This window comes from Cupriavidus sp. 207A1, from assembly GCF_057798955.1.
In genome coordinates, this window is sequence record NZ_JBYOJO010000017.1 from 1 (window position 1) to 21,727 (window position 21,727).

Below are 21,727 nucleotides of genomic sequence, written 5' to 3' on the forward strand. Positions count from 1 at the left end.
GCCGGCAGGTTCAGCACGGTGTGCACGCCCGGCACCGAGCCCGGCGCCGCGCTCAGCGCCGCCGGCAGCTTCATGCCGAAGCCCGCCATCAGCGACTGGAAATAGCCCGACCAGCCCACCGACACGGCCGAGGTGGCCAGCCCGTATTCCAGCAGCAGGTCCCAGCCGATCATCCACGCGACGATCTCGCCCAGCGTGGCGTAGCTGTAGGTATAGATCGAGCCCGACACCGGGATCGCCGAGGCGAACTCCGCATAGCACAGCGCGGCAAAGCCGCACGCCAGCGCCGCGATCACGAACGACACCGTCAGCGCCGGCCCCGCGGTCAGCGCGCCGGTGCCGGTCAGCACGAAGATGCCGGTGCCGATGATGGCGCCGATGCCCATCAGCACCAGGTCGACCGGACCCAGCACCTTCCTCAGGGTGGCAGCGTGCGTCTGCGCCAGCATGGCGTCGATGTTCTTGGTTCGGAACAAGCTCATATAGGGATCTCCTGCATGGGTTGTGCCGCGCGCGCGCACGGATCCGCGCCGGAGATGGCGACGAGGCATGCGGTGCGGTGGCATCCGGGCAGCGTGCCGACGGGTAGACGACAGCGCTTGCCGGCATGCAGGTCGCGCGCCGGTCCCGGTAATTTTTTTGGAATTGCCCAGACCGCAGAGGCGGCGGGGACAGATGTCAAGCCAAATCAACGCGGCGAGCGTTGCCCTGCGATGCCTTGCTCGCCGCCGAGGTCAATCACGCCGGTCTCAGTCGACGTGGTGCACCCATCCGAACGGGTCGGCGATGCTGCCGCGCTGGATGCCGGTCAGCAAGGTACGGAGCCGTTGCGTGACTTCGCCTTCGCCGCCGTTGCCGATGGTGAATTCGCCGCCGGCGTGGCGCACCTGCCCGATCGCGGTGACGACCGCGGCGGTGCCGCAGGCGAAGGTTTCCCTGACCCGGCCACTGGCTGCATCGGCGCGCCACGACTCGAAGTCGTAGGGCGTTTCGTCGACCGGAATGCCCTCGTGCCGCGCCAGTTCGATGATCGAAGCGCGGGTAATGCCCGGCAGGATGGTCCCTTTCAGGGGCGGCGTGCGCAGCGAGCCGTCATCCATCACGAAAAACACGTTCATGCCGCCGAGCTCCTCGATCCAGCGGTGCTCCGCCGCGTCCAGGAACACCACCTGGTCGCAGCCCTTGGCCGCGGCCTCGGTCTGCGCAATCAGGCTGGCCGCGTAATTGCCGCCGCACTTGGCGGCGCCGGTGCCGCCGGAAGCCGCGCGGGTGTATTGATCCGACACCCAGACGGTCACGGCGGACTTGCCCGGCTTGAAATAGGGGCCGACCGGACATGCGATCACGCAAAATATGTATTCGGCCGAGGCGCGCACCCCGAGAAAACTCTCCGAGGCGAACATGAACGGGCGCAGGTACAGGCTGCCCTCGCTGCCGGGAATCCAGGCACGGTCAATATCGACGAGCGCTTCCACGGCTTGCAGGAAGGTGGCTTCGGGCAGTTCCGCCATCGACATGCGGGCGGCGGAGGCACGAAAACGCCTGGCGTTTTCCTGCGGCCGGAACAGCGAAATCCTGCCGCCCTCGCCACGGTATGCCTTCATGCCTTCGAAGATCTCCTGCGCATAGTGCAGCACTGCGCAGGCGGGGTCGATCTGGAAAGGTCGGCGTGCTTCCACCCTGGCGTCATGCCAGCCGCGACCGTCGGTCCAACGGATCGTGACCATGTGGTCGGTGAACACGCGACCGAAGACGGGGCTCTCCAGCCTGGCAGCGATCTGCTCGGCGGGGGTGGGGCCGGGATGGGGCTCCAGAACGAACTGCAGTGGATTTTCGGTGCTCATGCTTCAGTGCTCGGGGGGTGTTGGGCCGTACGGCCTGGCCGCCGCGGTAGCGTTGCCGGGGCGGGTGCGCTGCAAGGGAGTATCGGGCAAAGGTGCGGCTTCGGGCAACCGACCGCGGCCTGGTGCGGGCTGGCGCGTGGGGTGGGATTCACGATGTCTGTCTCCGGATGCTTCTTTTTGTTCGGAGCAGTGTATGAAGCGGTCGACACGCAGTAAATTGAAGAATTCCGACATCTGGTATCTGCAAAACGCATAGCGGGCGATGGGTTCCGCTGCCGCCCCGAGGTCTTCGGGTCAGCGATCGTGACGGCGATCCCGTCGGTGGCGAGGTATGTGCCGTGGCCGACGTGATGCCATATCATGCTGAGGCATCCGCCACCGGATGCTTGCGGCAACGCATCTCGACCATCCCATCCAGCAGCCTACGCCACGCCAAGCATGTCTTGTCACGATCCCTCTCTCCGCCGGAACAACTGCCTGCCCGGTCCACCGGGCCGGCCAGGAAGCGGGCGCGGCACCTTCGGCAAGGCCGGCCGCGCCCTGATGGTGCTCCTGCTTGCGGGAGTCGGCGCCTGCGGCTCGCTTTCTCACAATGTCCCCCGCAACCTGCCCCAGGCGGCGGCCGCCAGCGCCACCGTACCGCTGCGTGAACCCGCCGATGTCGCCGGGCCGACTACCGTCGCCATGGCGTTCTCCGGCGGCGGCACGCGCGCCGCGGCGTTCGCCTTCGGCGCGCTGCAGGGGCTTGACGCCATGCGGGGTTCCGGCGGCGCGTCCTTGCTCGACGACGTGGCCTTCATCAGCAGCGTGTCCGGAGGCTCGCTCACCGCCGCCTACTACGGCCTGCACGGCAAGGACAGCCTGGCAACGTTCCGGTCGGTGCTGCTGAAGGACGGCGAGGCCCGGCTGCGCTTCAGCCTCCTTAACCCCTTCAATATTGCGCGGCTCTTTGGCGGGGGCCTCAATAATCGGGAAGACCTCCGGACCTGGCTGGACGAGGACGTGTTCCAGGGGGCCACCTACGCCGACATGTTCCGCCGCGGCAAGCCGCTGGTGTGGATCAACGCCACCAACGTCTATTATCGGGTCGCATTTCCGTTCAGCCAGCTCGCCTTCGATGCGCTTTGCAGCGATCTCGCCAGCTTTCCCGTCTCCGAGGCGGTCGCGGCGTCGATGGCGGTGCCGCTGTTCTTCGCGCCCATCGTGCTGGAGAAACATCCCGAGGCTTGCCGCGCGCCGCTGCCCAACCTGGATCACGCCGAGGCGCCGGGGCAATCGCTGCTGATTGGCGCGTTGGCGGTTGCCGTGCGCGGCCACCGGGATCTGTCCAAGGGCAAGTACATCAAGCTGGTCGACGGCGGCGTGACGGACAACTACGGGCTAGCCACCATTTTCCAGTCGCGCCTGCTGCTGGGCACGGCCTACGGGCCCATGAGCGAGAACGACGCCATCAAGGTGCGCCGGCTGCTGTTTGTCGTGGTCGATGCCGGCCAGGGCCCGCGTGGCGACTGGAACCAAAGCCAGGTTGGCCCGTCGGGGATCGAAGTGGCAAACGCGTCCATCGACGCCGCCATGGCCACCAACGTGCGCATGAGCTATGACGCCTTCGTGCCCATGACGCGCCAGTGGCGCAACGACCTGGTCGCCTATCGCTGCGCCATGCCGTTTGCACGGCAGCAGGCCATCGCCGCAAGCCGTCCAGGCTGGCGCTGCGACGATGTCGAATTCTTCGTCACGCGGATCGCATTCGACTCCCTCGACAAGGCGCGTGCCGCGAGCCTGAACGAGCTGCCGACCCGGCTTCGGTTGCCCGAGCAGGATGTCGATCGCCTGATCGAAGCCGGCCGGGACGCCATCCTGGGCAACCCGGTGATCCGCGAGTTCGAGCGCGAAGCCAACGCGGTCCGGTAGTTCCGCTGCCGGCAGACCCGGCGCAGCCGCATCGTGCCCGACGATTGGTGCCGGCGAGGTAACAGTGCGTGTACTGCTGCGGCACTACCGGTGCGTCCGGCCCACGGCTACGCTTCGTTCCAAGCGGTACCTGCCTGCCATCCGGCGCAGCGCCGCCAGGCATCCCCGCCATCTCAGCAGGAGCGATCATGACGCAACGCCTCAACTACTTCCAGCAGTCTCCGGAGCTGTCCAAGAAGCTCATGGAGCTCAACAGCCTGTTCCCTAAAACGACGGTCGAGCAGCACATTCGCGAGCTCGTCGAGATTCGCGCGTCGCAGCTCAACGGCTGCGCGTTCTGTGTCGACATGCACATCAAGATGGCCAAGATCCACGGCGAGCGCGAGCTTCGGCTGCATCACGTGGCGATCTGGCGTGAATCGACGCTGTTCTCGGCGCGCGAGCGCGCCGCGCTGGCCTGGACCGAGGCCCTGACCCAGCTGCCCGCGCAAGGGGTGCCGGACGATGTCTACGAGCGCGTGCGCACGCAGTATTCCGAGAAGGAGCTGTCCGACCTCACTTTCCTGGTGGGCGCCATCAATACCTGGAACCGGTTGAACGTAGCGTTCCGCATGGTCCCCGGTTCCTCCGACAAGGCCTTCGGGCTGGACAAGGCCAACCTGGAGTAATGCCATGAAACAGTCGATTGCCATGGCGGCGAGCCTGGTGCTGCTGCTGTCGGCGCCGCTGGCCAGCGCCGCGCCGCCGGAAGTGGTGGTCCAGTCTCTGACCACCAGGGCGCTGCCCGACTACGCGGGCAAGGAAGTGCAGATGATCACGGTGGAGTACCCGCCCGGCGGCTTCGACCCGGTGCATCGCCATGACGCGCATGCGTTCGTCTATGTGCTCGAAGGCAGCATCGTGATGGGCGTGAAGGGCGGCAAGGAGGTTACGCTGAAGGCGGGCGAGACCTTCTATGAAGGCCCGGACGACCTCCACACCGTCGGTCGCAATGCCAGCAAGACCAGGCCAGCGAAGTTTGTCGTGTTCCTGCTCAAGAAGCAGGGGGCGCCGGTCTTTACGCCGGTGAATTAGCGCGGTCGTTCTCCCGGGCCGGTCACGGCCCGGGTGCCCGGGTCACGGGGCCAGGATCCGCCGGTATTGCGTCGGGCGGCCGGGCGCCATGCGCCATGCTACTTCCCCAGCCATACCGCACGGCGCGCATCGAACTCCCCGCCGGCCCTGGCCAGGTGCAGCCACTGGTCGACGTACCGCTTGAACACCTCGTCGCCATTCGGCAGCAGATAGCCCATCTCAGCGTACTGCAGCGGCTTGTCGGGATTGACCGCGCACAGCTCGGGATGGGCCTTGCTCTGGACGATGGCTTCGGCGGCCTCGGTGACGAAGACGTCGGCGCGGCCCTGGATCACCTCGTCGAAAATCGTCAGGTTGTCCTTGTGCATGGTCAGCCTGGCCTGGGACAGGTGGGTGCGGGCGAAGCGCTCGTTGCTGCCGCCGGGATTGGCGATCACGCGCACGCCGGGCCGGTTGATGGCCTCCACGGTCTGGAAGCGCTGCACGTTCTCGCAGCGCGTGATCGGTGTCTTGCCATTGACCATGTAGGGCGCACTGAAATAGGCCTGCTTCTGGCGTTCCAGCGACACCGAGATGCCGCCGGCGCCGATATCGCACTTGCCGCCGACGAAGTCCGGCATCAGCGTGGCCCAGCTGGTCTTGACGAATTGCGGTTTGGCGCCGAGCGAACTGGCCAGCGACGTCATCAGGTCCACGTCGAGCCCTTCGTACTGGCCTTCCGACTTCATGAAGCTGAAGGGTTTGTAGTCGCCCGGCGTGCAGACGCGCAGCACGCCCGATTGGGCGACGCGGGTCAATGTGGGCGACAGCCCGGCGGCCGGCGCGGCCGGCTGCGAGAACACCGGGGCGGCGCAGAGCAGGGCAACGGCGCTGACGATCGTCCTTGTCATTGGCATTTTCGTTTTTCTCTGTGTTGGGTTCGGGAAATGTGGCCACGGCGGCATGCGGAAATATATCGCATGCGCCTGCCCCGGCGCCGGTCTCGCGCCGATATGCCATGAGCCGGCCGCGGCCTTATTCCCGGCTTGGTACGTAGGTCGACGACTGACCGAAGATCCAGCTTAGTGCCAGTCCGGCGGCCAGGGCGTCTTTCCGGCGCACCAGCGGGCTGTTCTCGAAGCTGGCGCCGTCGAGCCGGTCGTAGCGGACGAAGGCGCCGAACCAGACATGGCGAAAGCGCTTGGACAGCGAAGCCAGCGCCATGCTGCCGGAATAGCCACCCTGCGCGCTGTAGGCCGGACGTGCCGCGGTCGCGAATTGTTCTTCGACGGAATAGAAATACTGGTTGTAGCGCGCGGTCGAGAACAGTGGCCCCGCCATCAGGCCCAGGTTCCAGCCGGGCAGGCCGCCGACGTTGGCAACGTCGAGGTTCAGGTTGGGCGAGAAGATCCAGCCGATCGCCTTGGGCGACGATTCGACGGTGATGGCCAGCCGTATGGGAAGCCGCAGATCGAGCCTGGTACGGTCCTCGGCGGAACGCCAAAGCGTCACTGCCAGCGACGGCCCGATTTCCACCGCGGTCTTGAGATCCGGCATGCCGCGTCGGACTTCATCCTCGCTGCTCTTGACCGGGAGCGAGAGGCCGAGGCTGACATTGAGCTCGATCCGGTCGCTGTCGAACAGCTTGCCACGCACGCCGTTGCGGTCCGCGCGCAGATGCTCGCCGCGATAGACGAAGTAGGGCACCGGGAATAGCAGGTTGGCGCGTGCATCCGAGCCTCGGTAGTGCGGCAGGGTGATGCCGCCGACTCCGAGCCCGGCTTCCCACAACGGCCGTTCGATGGCATCGAAATCCTGTGCCCCGCAGGCCGTTGCGAAGGCCGCGGCAAAGGCCGGGAGCGCGCGGTAGCGTTTGCGCAGCCTCTTCTCTGGCAAGGCATGCCGTGAACGGCTGGCGCAATGCCCGGTTCGCATGGCGTGGCTCCGGAGAACTTTGGTGGAATTGCGGGGGAAAACCGAACAGGAGCAAAACTTGGCCAAGTATAACCAGAGTGGCTGGCTGCGCGGTTCCCGTTCAGCCTCGGTATTTCTCCCACATCTCCCGCACGATCGGTTCCGGCGGCGGCGCCGGGGCGAAGCCGGCGACATTGGCGAACACGCCGGCAATGCGGCGCCTGAACGAATCGAGGTCCTCGGTCGGCCCCGGCGCGGCATTGGCGATATCGAGAATCGTGTGCAGCTGCTCGGCGGAGAGGCCGGCGATCGCACTCCAGAGGTCTTCGGGGGTGGCACTGGGCAGGGCTAGCATCGGTCATCTCCTCGCGGATGCTGCAGGGCTAGCGCACCGCCGCGCCGCGCTTGCCGCCGTCCGGGTACACGGCCGCCTGGAACGGTGCCAGGCCGATCCGTGCGACCACGTCGACGAAGCGCTCGGCATCGCTGTCGCGATGCGCCAGGTAGGTGCCGATCAGCGTCTCGATCACGTCAGGCACCTGTTCCTGTGCGAACGAGGGGCCGATGATGCGGCCGATCGCCGCGCCGCCGCCGCCGTCCTGGCTGTCGGCGCCGTTCTGCCGGCCGCCCAGGGTGACCTGGTACCAGGCCTCGCCGGCCTTGTCGACGCCGAGGATGCCGATATGGCCGACATGATGATGCCCGCACGAGTTGATGCAGCCCGAGATGTTGAGGTCGAGCTCGCCGATGTCGTGCACGTGGTCCAAGTCCTCGAAACGCTCCTGGATTGCCTGCGCCAGCGGGATCGACACCGCATTGGCGAGCGAGCAGAAGTCGCCGCCCGGGCAGGCGATGATGTTAGTGATCCGGCCGACGTTGGGCGTGGCCAGGCCCGCCGCATCCAGCGCGCGCCACAGCGCAGGCAGGCCGCTGCGCCGCACGTCGGCGAGGATCAGGTTCTGTTCGTGCGAGACCCGCAGCTCGCCAAAGCCGTGGCGCTCGGCGAGGTCGGCCATCAGCTCCATCTGGTCGGCGGTCATGTCGCCCGGCGCGCGGCCGGTTGCCTTTAGCGATGCCGTCACCGCGGCATAGCCGGATACGCGGTGCGGATGGGCGTTGCTGCGCAGCCAGAGCCGGAACGCACGGTCGGTCTGCGCGAGCCGGGCGCTTTCATCGGCATCGTCCGCCGCGGCGGGGTCATAAGGCGGCACGGTGAAGCGCGCCGCCACCGACTCGACGAAGTCTTCGGTGACGGTATCCGGGCCGCCCCGGATGCGCTGCCACTGCTCGGCAACCTGTTCGCGGAAGACCTCGGGGGTGAGGTCCTTCACCAGGATCTTGATGCGCGCCTTGTACTTGTTGTCGCGCCTGCCATGCAGGTTGTAGACGCGCAGCGTGGCCTGCAGGTAGGTCAGCAGGTCCTGCCAGGCGACGAAGGGATTGATCAGCTTGCCGACCATGGGCGTGCGCCCCATGCCGCCGCCGACCCATACGCGGAAGCCGACCTGTCCTTCCTGCTCGACCGCCTGCAGCCCGATATCATGCACGCCGACCGCGGCCCGGTCGGTGGTGGCGCCGCTGATCGCGATCTTGAACTTGCGCGGCAGGTAGGCAAACTCGGGGTGCAGCATCGACCATTGCCGCACGATCTCGCACCACACCAGCGGATTCACCAACTCGTCGGGCGCGATACCGGCAAAGTGGTCGGTAGTGGTGTTGCGGATGCAGTTGCCGCTGGTCTGGATCGCGTGCATCTGCACCGTGGCGAGTTCCGCGAGGATGGCGGGCGCGTCTTCCAGGCGCGGCCAGTTGAACTGCAGGTTCTGCCGCGTGCTGAAGTGCCCGTAGCCACGGTCCCAGCGGCGCGCGATCTGCGCCAGCTTGCGCAGCTGCGTCGACGACAGCATGCCGTAGGGGATGGCCACGCGCAGCATCGGCGCATGGCGCTGGATATACAGCCCGTTCTGCAGCCGCAGCACGCGAAACTCTTCCTCGTCGAGCTCGCCATCGAGAAAGCGGCGGGTCTGGTCGGTGAACTGCACGACCCGCTCGTCGACCAGCCGCTGGTCGATCTCGTCATAGACATACATGGTGAAGGTCTCCTCGCGCCCGTGCGCTAGTCTTTGGCCCGTGCCCGTTCGATCGACATGTCGGTCGGCATCATGTTGAGGTCGGCGTTGTGCATCACCCACAGCGAGCCGGCGACGACGATGACGATCAGGAAGCCGGTGCAGGCGAAGATGGCGGTATTGCCGCGCTGCCCGGGACCGGTGCCCAGGTGCAGGAAGTAGACCAGCTGCACCAGCAGCTGCGCGACGCACAGGCCCACCACCAGCGCGATCGCGGCGTGGCTTTGCAACGCGCCGGTCATCACCGAGGCAAACGAGGCCACGGTCAGCGCCACCGACAGCAGCAGGCCGATGGTGTAGCTGCGCACGCTGCCGTGGGTGGCGTGCTGGTCCGGATGGACGGAATGAAGGTGGGACGGCTTCATGCGAACTCCCGCAGGTAGACGAAGGTGAAGACGCAGATCCAGACCAGGTCCAGGAAGTGCCAGAACAGGCTCAGGCACGCCAGCCGGCGGCGCACGATGTCGTCGAGGCCAAAGCGCCGGATCTGGTGGATCATCACGGCCAGCCAGCACAGGCCCGCGGTGACGTGCAGGCCGTGGGTGCCGACCAGCGTGAAGAACGCCGACAGGTAGGCGCTCACGCCGGGGCCGGCGCCCTGGTGCAGCAGGTGGGCAAACTCGTAGACCTCCATGGCGATGAACACTGCGCCCAGTACGAAGGTGGCCGCCAGCCAGCGGATCATGCGCGGCGCGGCATTGGCGTCCTGGCGCAGCATGGCCAGGCCGAAGGTGTAGCTGCTGAGCAGCAGCACCATGGTCTCGGCGAACACGAACGGCAACTCGAACAGTTGCTGCCCCCCAGGGCCGCCGGCGGTGTTGCCGGACAGCACGCCGAAGGTGGCGAACAACACCGCGAAGATCAGGCAGTCGCTCATCAGGTAGAGCCAGAAGCCCAGCGTGGTGTGCGCGGCGGCATCGTGATGGCCGTGGTCGGCGGGTGCGGTCGCGTGTGCGGCGTCCGGGCCCGGGCGGTGCAGGGTAGGGGATAGCGTCGGGTTCATGGCTCAGGCAGCTTGCTGCAGTTGGGCGTAGCGGGCGCGCTCGATGCGCTCGACTTCGGCGGCCGGGACGTAGTAGTCGACATCGCGGTCGTAGCTGCGCAGCACGAAGGTCGCGATCGCGCCGAGCAGCCCGGCCACGGCGACCAGCCACATGTGCCAGACCAGCGCGAAGCAGGACACCAGTCCGAACACCGACACCAGGAAGCCGGCCGCGGTGGGGCGCGGCATGTGGATGTCCTCGTACCGGGCGGGCTGGCGCCAGGCTCGTCCCGCCTCCTTGTCATCCCAGTGCTGTTCCAGCGAGGTGATGTTCGGGACCTTGGCGAAGTTGTAGAACGGCGCCGGCGATGCGGTCGACCATTCCAGGCTGCGGCCGTCCCACGGGTCGCCGGTCAGGTCGCGGTTGTGCTTGCGGTCGCGGATGCTGACGGCCAGCTGCACCATCATCGCCAGGATGCCGGCGCCGATGACGAAGGCGCCGATCATCGCCACCACCAGGTAGGGATGCCAGTCGACGTTGGCGTAGTGGTTCATCCGGCGGGTCATGCCCTTGAAGCCCAGCACGTAGAGCGGCATGAAGGCCAGGAAGAAGCCGGCCAGCCAGCACCAGAACGACACCTTGCCCCAGAACTCGTTGAGCTTGAAGCCGAACACCTTCGGGAACCAGAAGCTGATCGCCGCCAGGCAGCCGAACAGCACGCCGCCGATGATCACGTTATGGAAGTGGGCCACCAGGAACAGGCTGTTGTGCAGCACGAAGTCGGCGCCCGGCACCGCCAGCAGCACGCCGGTCATGCCGCCGATCGCGAACGTCACCATGAAGCCGATGGTCCACATGGTCGAGGTATGGAAGCGGATCCGGCCCCGGTACATGGTGAACAGCCAGTTGAACAGCTTGACGCCGGTCGGAATCGAGATGATCGACGTCATGATGCCGAAGAAGGCATTGACGTTGGCGCCCGAGCCCATGGTGAAGAAGTGGTGCAGCCAGACGAAGAACGACAGCACGCCGATCGACGAGGTCGCATAGACCATCGACTTGTAGCCGAACAGCGGCTTGTGCGAGAACGTGGCGATGATTTCCGAGAACGCGCCGAACGCGGGCAGGATCAGCACATAGACCTCGGGGTGCCCCCAGATCCAGATCAGGTTCACGTACATCATGGCGTTGCCGCCCAACTCGTTGGTGAAGAAATGCATGCCGAGGTAGCGGTCGGCGGTGAGCAGGGCGAGCGTGGCGGTCAGCACCGGGAAGATGGCGACGATCAGGATGTTGGTGATCAGCGCGGTCCAGGTGAACACCGGCATCTTCATCAGCGTCAGGCCCGGCGCGCGCATGCGCAGGATGGTGACGATGAAGTTGATGCCGGTCAGCGTGGTGCCGAGCCCGGATATCTGCAATGACCAGATGTAGTAGTCGACGCCTACGGTCGGGCTGTAGCCGAGCTCGGACAGCGGCGGGTAGGCCACCCAGCCGGTCGCGGCGAAGTCGCCGACGAACATCGACAGCATCACCAGCACCGCGCCCATCGCCGACAGCCAGAAGCTGAGCGAGTTGACGAACGGAAAGGCCACGTCGCGCGCGCCAATCTGCAGCGGCACGATCACGTTCATCAGCCCCACCACCAGCGGCGTGGCGACGTAGAAGATCATGATCACGCCGTGGGCGGTGAAGATCTGGTCATAGTGGTGCGGGGGCAGGTAGCCGGCCGCATCGCCGTAGGCGATGGCCTGCTGCGTGCGCATCAGGATCGCGTCGGCAAAGCCGCGCAGCAGCATGACCAGGGCCAGGATGATGTACATCACCCCGACCTTCTTGTGGTCGACCGAGCAGATCCACTCGGTCCACAGGTATTTCCACTTGCGGTAGTAGGTGATGGCGCCGAGCAGCGCGGCGCCCAGCACGATCACCACGGCCAGCGTCCCCATGATGATCGGCTCGTGGTAGGGGATGGCCTCGAGGTTCAGTTTTCCTAGCATGTCATTGCTCCATGCGGCCGGGCAGCGCCGAGGAGACGCGCTGGAAGGCCTGCAGAGATTCAGGAGTGTCCGCGCGGCACACCGCGCCGTAGGCCTGCATGTACTTGTCGACCACCTGGTCGAACAGCTTCGGCGTCACCGATGCGTACAGCGTGACCGGGTCCTTGCTGCTGGGCTGCTCCAGCGCGCGATAGGTGTTCGCATCGAGCGCCTGGCCCGAAGCGCGGGCCTTGCCGATCCACGCGTCGAATTCCTCGCGCGAGCTCGCCAGGGTCTTGAAATGCATGTCCGAGAAGCCCGCGCCGCTATAGGCCGCCGACTGGCCGAGATAGACGCCGGGCGACTCGGCGATCAGGTGCAGGCGGGTCTGCATGCCGGCCATGGTGTAGACCATGCTGCCAAGCTGCGGGATGAAGAACGCGTTCATCATCGACTCCGAGGTCAGCCGGAAACTGACGGGCGTGCCGACCGGGATCGCCAGCTGGTTCACCGAGGCGACGCCGTACTCCGGATAGACGAACAGCCATTTCCAGTTCAGCGCGATGACGTCGACCTGCAGCGGCCTGACCTCGGATTCCAGCGGGCGGTACGGGTCGAGCTTGTGCGTGGAGTCCCAGATCAGCACCGCCAGGCAGGCCACGATCACGCACGGGATGCCCCACACCACGATCTCGATCCTGGTCGAGTGCGACCATGTGGGCGCGTAGGTCGCGCGCGTGTTGCTTTCGCGGTAGCGCCAGGCAAACCACAGCGTCAGGAAGATCACCGGGATCACCACCATCAGCATCACGAACAGCGATATCAGGATCAGCGATTTCTCCTGCGCGCCGATGCTGCCCTTGGGATCGAGCAGTTCGAGGTTGCAGCCGCTGAGCAGGGCGCTCAGGCCGGCTGCGAGCAGCAAGACGCCGATACGGTGCGGCCGGGTTGGCGATGGACTGTGGCGGGAGGGCTGGCGGGGCAGCGGGCCTTGTCGGTTCTGGTTTGCCGGCCCGGCGGTAGGTTTGAGCATGTCGGACACCTTGGTTACGGATTACCGAAGGCATCCGGCCACGCGCCCGATTCAAGTGCTGCGTCAGCCCCGCGCGGGCGTGGCTTGTATGGATTCCTTCGGCAATGTCTGGCATGCTATTCGAAGACAAAGGCCATACATCTAGGAAAATTTTGGCAACAGAACCCATACAAGAGGGCGCGATCACGGCCGGATGGGATCTGCGGATCACCACCTCCGGCATCGCCCGCTACCTGCAGATCGTCGAATACATCGAACAAGCCATCGGCGACGGCCGGCTCGTGGCCGGCGACCGCGTGCCGCCGCAGCGCAGCCTGGCGCAAGCGCTCGGCGTCGACCTGACCACGGTCACGCGCGCCTACAACGAGGCCCGGCGGCGCCAGCTGATCGAGGCCAGGGGCGCGCTCGGGACGTTTATCGCCGCGCCGCGAGCGGAGCTGGCGCGGGTGGTCGACATGAGCATGAACGTGCCGCCGCCGCCGGCGGGCGTGGATTTCCATGACCTGTTGCGGCGCGGCCTGAACCAGGTGCTGCTGCGCAGCGACCCGCAGTTGCTGATGACCTATCAGCTTGGCGGCGGCAGTGCTTCGGACCGGTCGGCCGGCGCGCTCTGGCTGGCGCCGATGTTCGGGCCGGTCGACACCGCGCGGCTGGTGGTGTGTCCCGGCGCGCAGGCCGCGCTGGCCGCCGTGATCCTCAGCCGCACCCGGCCCGGCGATGCGATCGTGACCGAACCGCTGGCCTATCCGGGCATCCGCGCCGCGGCGGCGCAGCTGGGCCGGCGCGTGGTGGTCGCGCCGTGCGACGCGGACGGGATGCTGCCCGACGCGCTCGTCGCCGCCCGCGCCGAGGGCGCCACGCTGGCCTACCTCAACCCGACCGCGCAGAACCCCACCACCCACACCATGCCGGCCTCGCGCCGGGCCGAGCTGGCCAGCGCGGCGGAGCGCTGCGACATCGCGCTGCTCGAGGACGATCCCTACTGGCTGCTGACGCCGTCCGCACCGCCGCCGCTGGCGCGCTTTGCTCCCGCCCGCACCTATTACGTCGCGACGCTGTCCAAGGCGCTGAGCCCGGGCTTGCGCACCGCCTATGTGCTGTTGCCCGAAGGCCGCGGCAGCGACGACCTGCTGGCGCCGCTACGCGCCTTTGCGCTGATGCCCGCGCCCATGACGGCGGCCCTGGCGACGCAATGGATCCACGACGGCTCGGCCATGCAGCTGCTCGAAGGCATCCGCGCCGAAGCGCTGGCGCGCTGTGCCCTGGCCAGCCGCTGGCTGAGCGGGATGGGCCAGCTGCCGCCCAGCGGCATCCACGTATGGCACCGGCTGCCGTCCCACTGGTCCGCGCAGCAGCTGGCCAGCGCCGCGCTGGCGGAAGACCTGCGGGTCACGCCCTCCGATGTGTTCTGGGATGGCGCGGGCGCACCCAATGCCATCCGGATTTCGCTGGGCGGGGTGGATGACCGGGCCCAGTTGGCGCACGCGCTGCGCAGGCTGGCGGCGCTGCTGGAGCGCGGACCGCGGCAGCATCCCATCACGATCGTCTAGCGGACCCAGCGCTCGACCCGCGCTTGCAGACGCGGCCCGACCAGCAGGATGGCGGGGATGACGATCACATAGCCGACGCCCCAGGAACGCAACCAGGTCAGTGCAAAGTCCTCGGTGAATCCCACATTGAGAGCGAGCAGGGCGAAGGAGATGATCCCCGTGGTCACCACGCCCATCGACAGCGCGAAGGCGATTTTCCGTTTCAGTTCTACGTTCATGGCGGCTTTCATGGCATAAAAATCAGGAGCGGCAGGTTGCCGGAGGCCGCATGTCCAGCGGATATGGCGCGGACGGCGGGCACTCCGGAGGCGGACCCTTACCGCGCAATGCCGTACCGCGCGGCCGGCTGCGAACGCGAAAGATTTGGCCCCAGCGCGGCGCGTGCCGCCTCGAAGGCCTGCCAGTCCCCGGCGTCAGGCAACGACGGCAGCGTGATCACCTCGCCCTGGTCCAGACCCGCCAGTGCCGCATCGACCAGGTCGTCGCCGTCCATCACCAGCGCTTGCGGCAGGTTCTCGACAGGCTGCCCGGCAACGTCCCAGAACGCCGTGCGGGTCGCCCCTGGCAGCACCGCCTGGACGCGTACGCCGTGGCCGGCAAGCTCATGCTGCAGCGACTGGGTAAAGGCCAGCACAAAGGCCTTGGAGCCGCCGTACACGCCGTTCAGCACCTCGGGCGCGATCGCGACGATCGACGCAATATTGATGATCGTGCCCTGGCCCCGCGCCACGAAGGCCGGCGCTGCGGCGTAGGTGAGGCGGGTCAGCGCCGTGACGTTCAGTTCGATCATCGCCTGCATGGTGTCCGCATCCGACGCCAGCAACGGCGACGCCCCACCGAACCCCGCGTTGTTGACCAGCGTGGTGATGCTGGCGTCCGTCCTCAGGATGTTCTCGACGCGCCGTACCTCGGCCGCCTGGCCCAGGTCGGCGGTCACGATCTCGACGGAACGCCCGGTCTGGTCGGTGATCCGCCGTGCCAGGGTCTCGAGCCGGCCCCGGTTGCGCGCCACCAGGATCAGGTCATGGCCGCGGCGCGCGAGCCGATCCGCGTAGATGGCGCCGATGCCCGAAGACGCCCCGGTGATCAGGGCGGTGCCAGCGTAGGTATGAGTTGTCACGTTGAAGCTCCATAACAGTGGGAAGGCGGTGAGAAGGTCCGTGGCAGCCGGCGGTGCGTATCGCCGCTGCGTGCATCGAAGATTAGGTGCACAATGGCGATGGCAACAATGTCGTAGATCCCACCTTTTATGCCATGGATGGAAATGTGCCTTCCGCCGCCACCAGGAGTTCGCCATGCACCATGTGGCCCTAGCCCTCTATCCCGGCTTCCAGGCGCTGAACCTTGCGGTGTCGACGGTGCTCGAGTTCGCCAACCGGGCGCTTGGCGAGCCGCTGTACCAGGTTCACTTGCTGTCCGAACATGGCGGCCCCGTGGCGAGTTCCGGGGGCTTTGCCGTCAGCACCGCGCCCTTTGGCCGGCGTCGCTTCGATACCGTGCTGGTCGTGGGAGACAATGACGTCATGCCCGCGCCGCCGGCGCTGGTGAAGTTCCTGCAGCGCGCGGCGCGCACGTCGCGACGCATCGGCGCCACGTGTACCGGCGCCTTCACCCTGGCCGAGGCGGGCTTGCTGGCCGGCCGCCGTGCCACCACGCACTGGTATTACGCCGAGGAGCTGCGGCGCCGCTTCCCGGACGTCAGCGTGGAAGAGGACCGCATCTTCATCATCGACGGTCCGGTCTGGACCTCGGCCGGAATGTCGGCCTGCATCGACCTCGCGCTGGCACTGGTGGAGAAGGACGCCGGCGCCGCCGTCGCGCGAGGCGTGGCCAAGAGCCTGGTTGTTTACCATCGCCGCGCCGGCGGCCAGTCGCAATTTTCGGCGCTGCTTGACCTGGAGCCGCGCTCCGATCGCATTCGCGGCGCGCTGGATTTCGCGCGGCAGAACCTGCAGCAGGACCTGTCGGTGGAGCAGCTGGCGAATGCCGCGCACCTCAGCGCCCGCCAGTTCTCGCGCGCATTCCGCGACGAAACCGGGCAAAGCCCGGCCAAAGCCGTGGAGCGCCTGCGCGTGGAGGCGGCGCGGCTGATGATGGAAAGCGGACGCCACCCCATCGACGTGGTGGCCCGGGATACCGGCTTTGGCGATGCCGAGCGCATGCGGCGGGCCTTCCTGCGGGCGTTCGGGCAACCGCCGCAGGCGATCCGGCGCATGGCGCGGGGTGGCGCCTTGCAGACGGCCTAGCTGGTGCAGGCGTCACATTGGCTGGATATGCGTGTTCCGGGGCAGGGCGTCCTTCGCCAACGCCGGAAGCGGAATCGCGCCGGTATGCGCAATACGCCAGCTAGAATCTGAAAACAGCTTCTCTTGGCACGGCATCATGAAACACGAATCCAGCGTTATGCATGACGAGCCGCCGGCCCCGCGCGGGGAGGGCCAGCCGGGCGACCTGGCGGATGCGGCTACGGTGTCCAACGGCAATGCGCTCTATATCAACCGCGAACTCAGCCAGCTGGCGTTCTTTGAGCGGGTCCTGCAACAGGCGGCCGATCCTGCCATGCCGCTGCTCGAGCGCCTGCGTGCGCTGTGCACCTTCAGCAGCAACCTTGACGAGTTCTATGAGATCCGCGTGGCGGGGTTGAAGGAACAGTGCGTGCTGTCGTCGCCGGTGGTCGGCCCGGACGGGCTGACGCCGCAGGCCGTTTACGCCGCGGTCAACCAGCGCGTGCGCGAGCTGGTCAGTCAACAATACCGGCTGTTCAATGACGTGCTGATTCCCGCCATGGCCCGGGAGCAGATTTGCTTCCTGCGGCGGCCATCGTGGAATGCCGCGCAGCAAGACTGGATTCGCGAGTTCTTCTTTGCCGAGCTGATGCCGGTCCTGACGCCAATCAGGCTGGACCCGGCGCATCCGTTTCCGCGGGTGCTGAACAAGAGCCTGAACTTCGCCGTGGAGCTCGAGGGCAAGGATGCGTTCGGCCGCAGCTCCGGCAATGCCATCGTGCAGGCGCCCAGGGCGCTGCCGCGCGTGATCGCGCTGCCAGCGCAGGTGGCCGGATGCGAATACGGCTTCGTGTTCCTGTCTTCGATCCTGCATGCCCACGTCGGCGAGCTGTTCAGCGGCATGACGGTGCGCGGCTGCTACCAGTTCCGGGTTACCCGCAACAGCGAGCTGTTTGTCGACGAGGAAGAGGTCAAGAACCTGCGCGAGGCGCTGCAGGGCGAACTGCCGCACCGGCACCTCGGCGATGCGGTGCGGCTCGAGGTGGCCGACAACTGCCCGCGCGCCATGACCGCGTTCCTGCAAGAACAGTTTGGCCTCGCACCCGCCGAGGTGTTCGCGGTCAACGGCCCGGTCAACCTGGTCCGCCTGATGCAGGTGCCGGACCAGGTCGACCGGCCGGACCTGAAATACCCGCCGTTCCGGCCGGGCTTGCCCAAGGCGCTGCGGGACCAGCCCGATGTCTTCCGCGCCATGCGCGATGGCGACATCCTGCTGCACCATCCATTCCAGTCGTTTGCGCCGGTGGTCGATTTTGTCAGGCAGGCGGCGCAGGATCCGGATGTGGTGGCGATCAGCCAGACGGTGTATCGGGCCGGGCATGACTCGGCGCTGCTGTCGTCGCTGATCGAGGCCGCGCGCAACGGCAAGGAGGTCACGGCCGTGGTGGAGCTGATGGCGCGCTTCGACGAAGAGGCCAACATCGGCTGGGCCGGGCAACTCGAGGAAGTGGGGGCGCATGTGGTCTACGGCGTGGTCGGCTTCAAGGCGCACGCCAAGATCCTGATGGTGGTGCGGCGCGAGGACGGACGGCTCAGGCGCTATGTGCATCTCGGCACCGGCAACTATCATCACGAGACCTCGCGCAGCTATACGGATTTCGGCTTGCTGACCTGCGATGAAGCGCTGACCCAGGACGTGGCTCAGGTCTTCAGCCAGCTGACCGGCCGCGGCCAGACGCAAAGCATGACCCATGTCTGGCAATCGCCGTTTACGCTGAAGCAGCAGCTGCTGGCGGCGATCCGGGGCGAGGCCGAACACGCCCGGGCCGGGCGCAAGGGGTGCATCATCGCCAAGATGAATGCGCTGCTCGAGCCCGAGCTGATCCAGGCGCTGTACGACGCGTCAGGCCAGGGGGTGCGCATCGACCTGATCGTGCGGGGCGCGTGCGCGCTGCGTCCGGGTGTCGCCGGACTGTCCGAGCACATCACGGTGAAATCGGTGATGGGCCGGTTTCTCGAGCACTCGCGCATTTTCTGCTTCCACGACGGCGGCGCCGACAAGGTCATGCTGTCGAGCGGGGAATGGATGGAACGAAGCCTGTCGCGTCGCATCGAAATAAGTTTTCCGGTGCTCGATCCCCGCTTGAAGGAGCGCGTCTTCTCCGAGGGCCTCGAGCCGTACCTGTCCGATCGGTGCGAAGCGTGGATGATGACGCCTGAAGGAAACTATGAGCGCCCGCCCGTGCCGGACGGCGAGTCGGCGCAGCGCATGCTGCTGGCTGCACTGACCTGAGTGCGCCACTGCCACGTATCGCCCCCAGTCCCTGCAAAAGGAACGACCATGACCCTGACTCCAGCCATCGGTCAAGGCCGCCTCAAGGCACGCCAGGCCAGGACCGCTGCCGCGTACACGACCTCCATGCTCGACGGCGGCCTGGTGTTCGACCATCGCCACTGGGCCTGCGGCGAGGCGGAGTTTCGCTGGAAGGCGCCGCGCCACCTGATCGTGCTGACCGAGCGCGGCTCGACCGGCCGCACTTGCTTCTACAGCGAAGGTCGCCTGATGCACGACGGGCGCGACCGGCCCGGCACGCTCAGTTTCGTGCCTGCCCACGCGGAACGCAGCGGGCATTTCCGCGACGCCGACCTGGTCTACACGGCGCTGTGGCTCGATCCGGCGCTGGCGCTGCCGGGTTGCGACCGGCTGGCGCAATTGCCGATGCGCATCAACGGCACCGCCGATGCGGTGGTGCAGGCACTGCTGACCTCGCTCAGCGCCGACATGGCCGCTGGCCGCGTGCCCGAAGCGGTCTACCTGGAGCAGCTGGTGTCGCTGGTGGCGCTGCGCCTCGCCGGCGCCGCGCCGGCCGCGCCCGCGCGCCGCGTGCAGGGGCTGGGCCAGCGATTGCTGGCGCGCCTGACCGACTATATCGATGCGCGGCTGGACGCGTCGCTGTCGCTGTGCGACCTGGCCGGCGTCGCGGGCATGCCGGTGGACACCTTCGCACGGCGCTTCAAGGCGGAGACCGGCATGGCCCCGTATGCCTACGTCATCGACCGGCGCGTGCGGCGCGCGCAAGCCCTGCTGCGCGGCAGCGCGCTGCCGATCAGTGCCGTGGCGCTCGAACTGGGATTTTCGAGCCAGAGCCATTTCACCTCCACCTTCCAGCGCCTGACCGGCACGACGCCGCGCAGCTATCGGCAGCACTTGCGCCGGGATTCTGATAGTTCCGCCTGATATGTGAAAGAAACGCCCCGCTGGCGCCGACATACTGCCGGTGCCGGCCGTGGCGGCTTCCGCTGGGGAAGTCTGTCGCGCCGCGCGGCAGGGACAGGCCCTGCCGTCCTCACCAGGAGCAGGCCATGGATCAGGCGGACCATCCGCAAAACCCCGGTCGCCGCGCGGTGCTGCGCGCCAGCGCGGCGAGCGGCATGCTGTTCGCCGTCGGCCCTGCGCCGGCGCAGGGCGCTGCGCGCCCATCGTCAGCCTCGAACGCCGCGCCCGCCGCCGTGCCGCTCCGCCCGCTGACCTTGCGCATCAACGGCGCGGAACATGCGGTGCAACTGGATGTGCGCACGACCCTGCTGGATGCGCTGCGCAACCAGCTCGGCCTGACCGGCACCAAGAAGGGCTGCGACCACGGCCAGTGCGGCGCCTGCACAGTGCTGGTGAACGGCCGCCGCATCAATTCCTGCCTGACGCTGGCGGTGATGCACGATGGCGACTCCATCACCACCATCGAAGGACTGGCGGACGGCGATACGCTGCATCCCCTGCAAACCGCATTTATCGCGCGTGACGCGTTCCAGTGCGGCTACTGCACGCCCGGCCAGATCTGCTCGGCCGTCGGCATGCTGGCCGAGGTGCGCGCCGGCTGGCCCAGCCATGCCAGCCGCGATGTCGCCGCGCGGACGTTCGCGCTCGACGAGGCCGAGGTCCGCGAGCGCATGAGCGGCAACCTGTGCCGCTGCGCGGCCTATCCGAACATCGTCGCCGCGATCCGCGATGCAGCCGACGGAGGCCGGGCATGATGAGCTTCAGCTACGAGCGCGCCGGCAACGCGGCAGAGGCGGCGCAGGCCGTCGCCAGCCGGGACGGCGCCCGCTTTATCGGCGGCGGCACCAACCTGCTCGACCTGATGAAGCTGGGCATCGAGCAGCCGCGCCACCTGGTCGACATCAGCCGGCTGCCGCTCGCCGCGATCGAGGATACCGCGGACGGCGCGCTGCGCATCGGCGCGCAGGTACGCAACAGCGACCTGGCGGCGGACCCGCGCGTGCGGGCGCGCTATCCGCTGCTGTCGCAGGCGCTGCTGGCGGGCGCATCTGCTCAGATCCGCAACAAGGCGTCGACCGCCGGCAACCTGCTGCAGCGCACGCGCTGCGCCTATTTCTACGATCCGCACATGCCCTGCAACAAGCGCACGCCCGGCAGCGGCTGCGCGGCGATGCAGGGCCACAACCGCATGAACGCCATCCTGGGCGGCAGCGAAGCCTGCATCGCCGTGCATCCGTCCGACATGGCGGTGGCGATGGCGGCGCTGGACGCGCGCGTGCATACCGTGTTGCCGCAGGGCGGCGGGCGCGTCATCCCGGTGCGCGAGCTGCACCGGCTGCCGGGCGCGACGCCGCACCTCGAGACCCAGCTCGCGCATGGCGAGATGATTGCCGCGGTCACGCTGCCGCCCCCGCCGGCTGGCCGCCAGCTTTACCGCAAGGTGCGCGACCGTGCCTCGTATGCGTTTGCGCTGGTGTCGGTGGCGCTGGTGCTCGATGTGGCCGGCGGCCAGGTGCGCGGCGCCCGCATCGCGCTGGGCGGCGTGGCGCCGCGCCCGTGGCGGGCCGACGGCGCCGAACTGTCACTGCCCGGCAGGGCGGCGGATGCCGCCAGCTGGCAGGCCGCAGCCGACGCGGCGCTCGCGGGCGCGCGCGGCCATGGCGGCAACGATTTCAAGATTCCGCTGGCGCTACGCACGGTGCGGCAGGCATTGGCCGCCGCGGCGCAGGGCGTTCCGCAGCGGACCTGACACGGACTGGTGCCCGGGTGCGCGGCTGGATCGGGCCGCCGACCGCTTGCCGCCACGGGCACATGGCGACGGACACGAA

General features: G+C 67.4%; 20 protein-coding genes and 1 pseudogene. 9 read left to right on the forward strand and 12 right to left on the reverse strand.

Annotation, left to right across the window (positions count from 1 at the left end):
* Both AC3FMM_RS25805 and AC3FMM_RS25810 read right to left on the reverse strand, forming a co-directional pair.
* The coding region (locus AC3FMM_RS25805) for an amino acid permease (RefSeq protein WP_488687661.1) at positions 1 to 482 on the reverse strand (482 nt) is incomplete at its 3' end.
* A 267-nt stretch (positions 483 to 749) separates the two neighbouring features.
* The gene (locus AC3FMM_RS25810; protein ID WP_116312484.1) at positions 750 to 1,844 is read right to left on the reverse strand and encodes a branched-chain amino acid aminotransferase; all 1,095 of its coding nucleotides are present in this window, start codon (positions 1,842 to 1,844) and stop codon (positions 750 to 752) included.
* 543 nt (positions 1,845 to 2,387) lie between these two features.
* Here AC3FMM_RS25810 and AC3FMM_RS25815 point away from each other — a divergent pair.
* From AC3FMM_RS25815 to AC3FMM_RS25825, 3 genes are all read left to right on the forward strand, one after another.
* On the forward strand, positions 2,388 to 3,755 hold the full coding sequence (locus AC3FMM_RS25815; RefSeq protein ID WP_240987666.1) for a patatin-like phospholipase family protein: 1,368 nt from the start codon (positions 2,388 to 2,390) through the stop codon (positions 3,753 to 3,755).
* A 188-nt stretch (positions 3,756 to 3,943) separates the two neighbouring features.
* Positions 3,944 to 4,423, forward strand: a complete 480-nt coding sequence (locus AC3FMM_RS25820) for a carboxymuconolactone decarboxylase family protein (protein WP_115709274.1) — start codon at positions 3,944 to 3,946, stop codon at positions 4,421 to 4,423.
* 4 nt (positions 4,424 to 4,427) lie between these two features.
* Positions 4,428 to 4,829 (forward strand): cupin domain-containing protein, encoded by a 402-nt coding sequence (locus AC3FMM_RS25825; RefSeq protein WP_326348163.1) that lies wholly within the window; start codon positions 4,428 to 4,430, stop codon positions 4,827 to 4,829.
* 98 nt (positions 4,830 to 4,927) lie between these two features.
* On the opposite strand, the gene AC3FMM_RS25830 is transcribed toward AC3FMM_RS25825, so the two are convergent.
* From AC3FMM_RS25830 to cyoA, 8 genes and pseudogenes are all read right to left on the reverse strand, one after another.
* Positions 4,928 to 5,719, reverse strand: a complete 792-nt coding sequence (locus tag AC3FMM_RS25830) for a transporter substrate-binding domain-containing protein (RefSeq protein WP_115709277.1) — start codon at positions 5,717 to 5,719, stop codon at positions 4,928 to 4,930.
* 124 nt (positions 5,720 to 5,843) lie between these two features.
* Positions 5,844 to 6,704: a MipA/OmpV family protein gene (locus AC3FMM_RS25835; protein ID WP_240987667.1), complete on the reverse strand. Its 861-nt coding sequence runs from the start codon at positions 6,702 to 6,704 to the stop codon at positions 5,844 to 5,846.
* A gap of 139 nt (positions 6,705 to 6,843) precedes the next feature.
* A complete protein-coding gene (locus AC3FMM_RS25840; protein WP_115709281.1) occupies positions 6,844 to 7,077 on the reverse strand; it encodes a hypothetical protein in 234 nt (77 codons plus the stop codon).
* Positions 7,078 to 7,080: 3 nt separating this feature from the next.
* Positions 7,081 to 8,812, reverse strand: a pseudogene (locus AC3FMM_RS25845) (nitrite/sulfite reductase).
* A gap of 26 nt (positions 8,813 to 8,838) precedes the next feature.
* On the reverse strand, positions 8,839 to 9,216 hold the full coding sequence (gene cyoD, locus AC3FMM_RS25850) for a cytochrome o ubiquinol oxidase subunit IV (protein WP_116312488.1): 378 nt from the start codon (positions 9,214 to 9,216) through the stop codon (positions 8,839 to 8,841).
* Entirely contained in the window at positions 9,213 to 9,854 is a 642-nt protein-coding gene (gene cyoC, locus AC3FMM_RS25855; RefSeq protein WP_116312489.1) for a cytochrome o ubiquinol oxidase subunit III, read from the reverse strand. The genes cyoD and cyoC overlap by 4 nt, the downstream gene beginning before the upstream one ends.
* Positions 9,855 to 9,857: 3 nt before the next feature.
* Positions 9,858 to 11,834 carry a cytochrome o ubiquinol oxidase subunit I gene (gene cyoB / locus AC3FMM_RS25860; protein ID WP_488687662.1) on the reverse strand — a complete coding sequence of 659 codons (1,977 nt, stop codon included), beginning with the start codon at positions 11,832 to 11,834 and terminating at the stop codon, positions 9,858 to 9,860.
* Position 11,835: 1 nt separating this feature from the next.
* Complete coding sequence (cyoA, locus tag AC3FMM_RS25865; protein WP_326348164.1) at positions 11,836 to 12,846, reverse strand: ubiquinol oxidase subunit II; 1,011 nt, start codon at positions 12,844 to 12,846, stop codon at positions 11,836 to 11,838.
* A gap of 149 nt (positions 12,847 to 12,995) precedes the next feature.
* Between cyoA and AC3FMM_RS25870 the strand changes: the two genes are divergently transcribed.
* On the forward strand, positions 12,996 to 14,396 hold the full coding sequence (locus AC3FMM_RS25870; RefSeq protein ID WP_442784921.1) for an aminotransferase-like domain-containing protein: 1,401 nt from the start codon (positions 12,996 to 12,998) through the stop codon (positions 14,394 to 14,396).
* Here AC3FMM_RS25870 and AC3FMM_RS25875 read toward each other — a convergent pair.
* Together AC3FMM_RS25875 and AC3FMM_RS25880 are read right to left on the reverse strand one after the other, a co-directional pair.
* A complete protein-coding gene (locus tag AC3FMM_RS25875) occupies positions 14,393 to 14,614 on the reverse strand; it encodes a DUF2798 domain-containing protein (RefSeq protein ID WP_115706793.1) in 222 nt (73 codons plus the stop codon). The two genes, AC3FMM_RS25870 and AC3FMM_RS25875, sit on opposite strands and share 4 nt — an antisense overlap.
* A 98-nt stretch (positions 14,615 to 14,712) precedes the next feature.
* Positions 14,713 to 15,516, reverse strand: a complete 804-nt coding sequence (locus AC3FMM_RS25880; protein ID WP_116312493.1) for an SDR family NAD(P)-dependent oxidoreductase — start codon at positions 15,514 to 15,516, stop codon at positions 14,713 to 14,715.
* 175 nt (positions 15,517 to 15,691) lie between these two features.
* Here AC3FMM_RS25880 and AC3FMM_RS25885 point away from each other — a divergent pair, with 175 nt between their 5' ends.
* From AC3FMM_RS25885 to AC3FMM_RS25905, 5 genes are all read left to right on the forward strand, one after another.
* On the forward strand, positions 15,692 to 16,642 hold the full coding sequence (locus AC3FMM_RS25885) for a GlxA family transcriptional regulator (protein WP_326348167.1): 951 nt from the start codon (positions 15,692 to 15,694) through the stop codon (positions 16,640 to 16,642).
* A gap of 136 nt (positions 16,643 to 16,778) precedes the next feature.
* Complete coding sequence (gene ppk1, locus AC3FMM_RS25890; protein WP_488687663.1) at positions 16,779 to 18,914, forward strand: polyphosphate kinase 1; 2,136 nt, start codon at positions 16,779 to 16,781, stop codon at positions 18,912 to 18,914.
* A gap of 48 nt (positions 18,915 to 18,962) precedes the next feature.
* A complete protein-coding gene (locus AC3FMM_RS25895; protein ID WP_488687664.1) occupies positions 18,963 to 19,859 on the forward strand; it encodes an AraC family transcriptional regulator in 897 nt (298 codons plus the stop codon).
* A 125-nt stretch (positions 19,860 to 19,984) separates the two neighbouring features.
* Positions 19,985 to 20,653 (forward strand): 2Fe-2S iron-sulfur cluster-binding protein, encoded by a 669-nt coding sequence (locus AC3FMM_RS25900; protein WP_488687665.1) that lies wholly within the window; start codon positions 19,985 to 19,987, stop codon positions 20,651 to 20,653.
* Positions 20,650 to 21,648, forward strand: coding sequence for an FAD binding domain-containing protein (locus tag AC3FMM_RS25905; protein ID WP_488687666.1), 999 nt, complete (start codon positions 20,650 to 20,652; stop codon positions 21,646 to 21,648). Before AC3FMM_RS25900 ends, AC3FMM_RS25905 begins: the two co-directional genes overlap by 4 nt.
* Positions 21,649 to 21,727: the final 79 nt, after the last annotated feature.

Coding starts and splice junctions, on each gene's coding strand:
- AC3FMM_RS25810 (WP_116312484.1), bottom strand. CDS start 1,844: ATGAGCACCGAAAATCCACTGCAGTTCGTTCTGGAGCCCCATCCCGGC.
- AC3FMM_RS25815 (WP_240987666.1), top strand. CDS start 2,388: ATGGTGCTCCTGCTTGCGGGAGTCGGCGCCTGCGGCTCGCTTTCTCAC.
- AC3FMM_RS25820 (WP_115709274.1), top strand. CDS start 3,944: ATGACGCAACGCCTCAACTACTTCCAGCAGTCTCCGGAGCTGTCCAAG.
- AC3FMM_RS25825 (WP_326348163.1), top strand. CDS start 4,428: ATGAAACAGTCGATTGCCATGGCGGCGAGCCTGGTGCTGCTGCTGTCG.
- AC3FMM_RS25830 (WP_115709277.1), bottom strand. CDS start 5,719: ATGACAAGGACGATCGTCAGCGCCGTTGCCCTGCTCTGCGCCGCCCCG.
- AC3FMM_RS25840 (WP_115709281.1), bottom strand. CDS start 7,077: ATGCTAGCCCTGCCCAGTGCCACCCCCGAAGACCTCTGGAGTGCGATC.
- cyoD (WP_116312488.1), bottom strand. CDS start 9,216: ATGAAGCCGTCCCACCTTCATTCCGTCCATCCGGACCAGCACGCCACC.
- cyoC (WP_116312489.1), bottom strand. CDS start 9,854: ATGAACCCGACGCTATCCCCTACCCTGCACCGCCCGGGCCCGGACGCC.
- cyoB (WP_488687662.1), bottom strand. CDS start 11,834: ATGCTAGGAAAACTGAACCTCGAGGCCATCCCCTACCACGAGCCGATC.
- cyoA (WP_326348164.1), bottom strand. CDS start 12,846: ATGCTCAAACCTACCGCCGGGCCGGCAAACCAGAACCGACAAGGCCCG.
- AC3FMM_RS25875 (WP_115706793.1), bottom strand. CDS start 14,614: ATGAACGTAGAACTGAAACGGAAAATCGCCTTCGCGCTGTCGATGGGC.
- AC3FMM_RS25885 (WP_326348167.1), top strand. CDS start 15,692: ATGCACCATGTGGCCCTAGCCCTCTATCCCGGCTTCCAGGCGCTGAAC.
- ppk1 (WP_488687663.1), top strand. CDS start 16,779: ATGAAACACGAATCCAGCGTTATGCATGACGAGCCGCCGGCCCCGCGC.
- AC3FMM_RS25895 (WP_488687664.1), top strand. CDS start 18,963: ATGACCCTGACTCCAGCCATCGGTCAAGGCCGCCTCAAGGCACGCCAG.
- AC3FMM_RS25900 (WP_488687665.1), top strand. CDS start 19,985: ATGGATCAGGCGGACCATCCGCAAAACCCCGGTCGCCGCGCGGTGCTG.
- AC3FMM_RS25905 (WP_488687666.1), top strand. CDS start 20,650: ATGATGAGCTTCAGCTACGAGCGCGCCGGCAACGCGGCAGAGGCGGCG.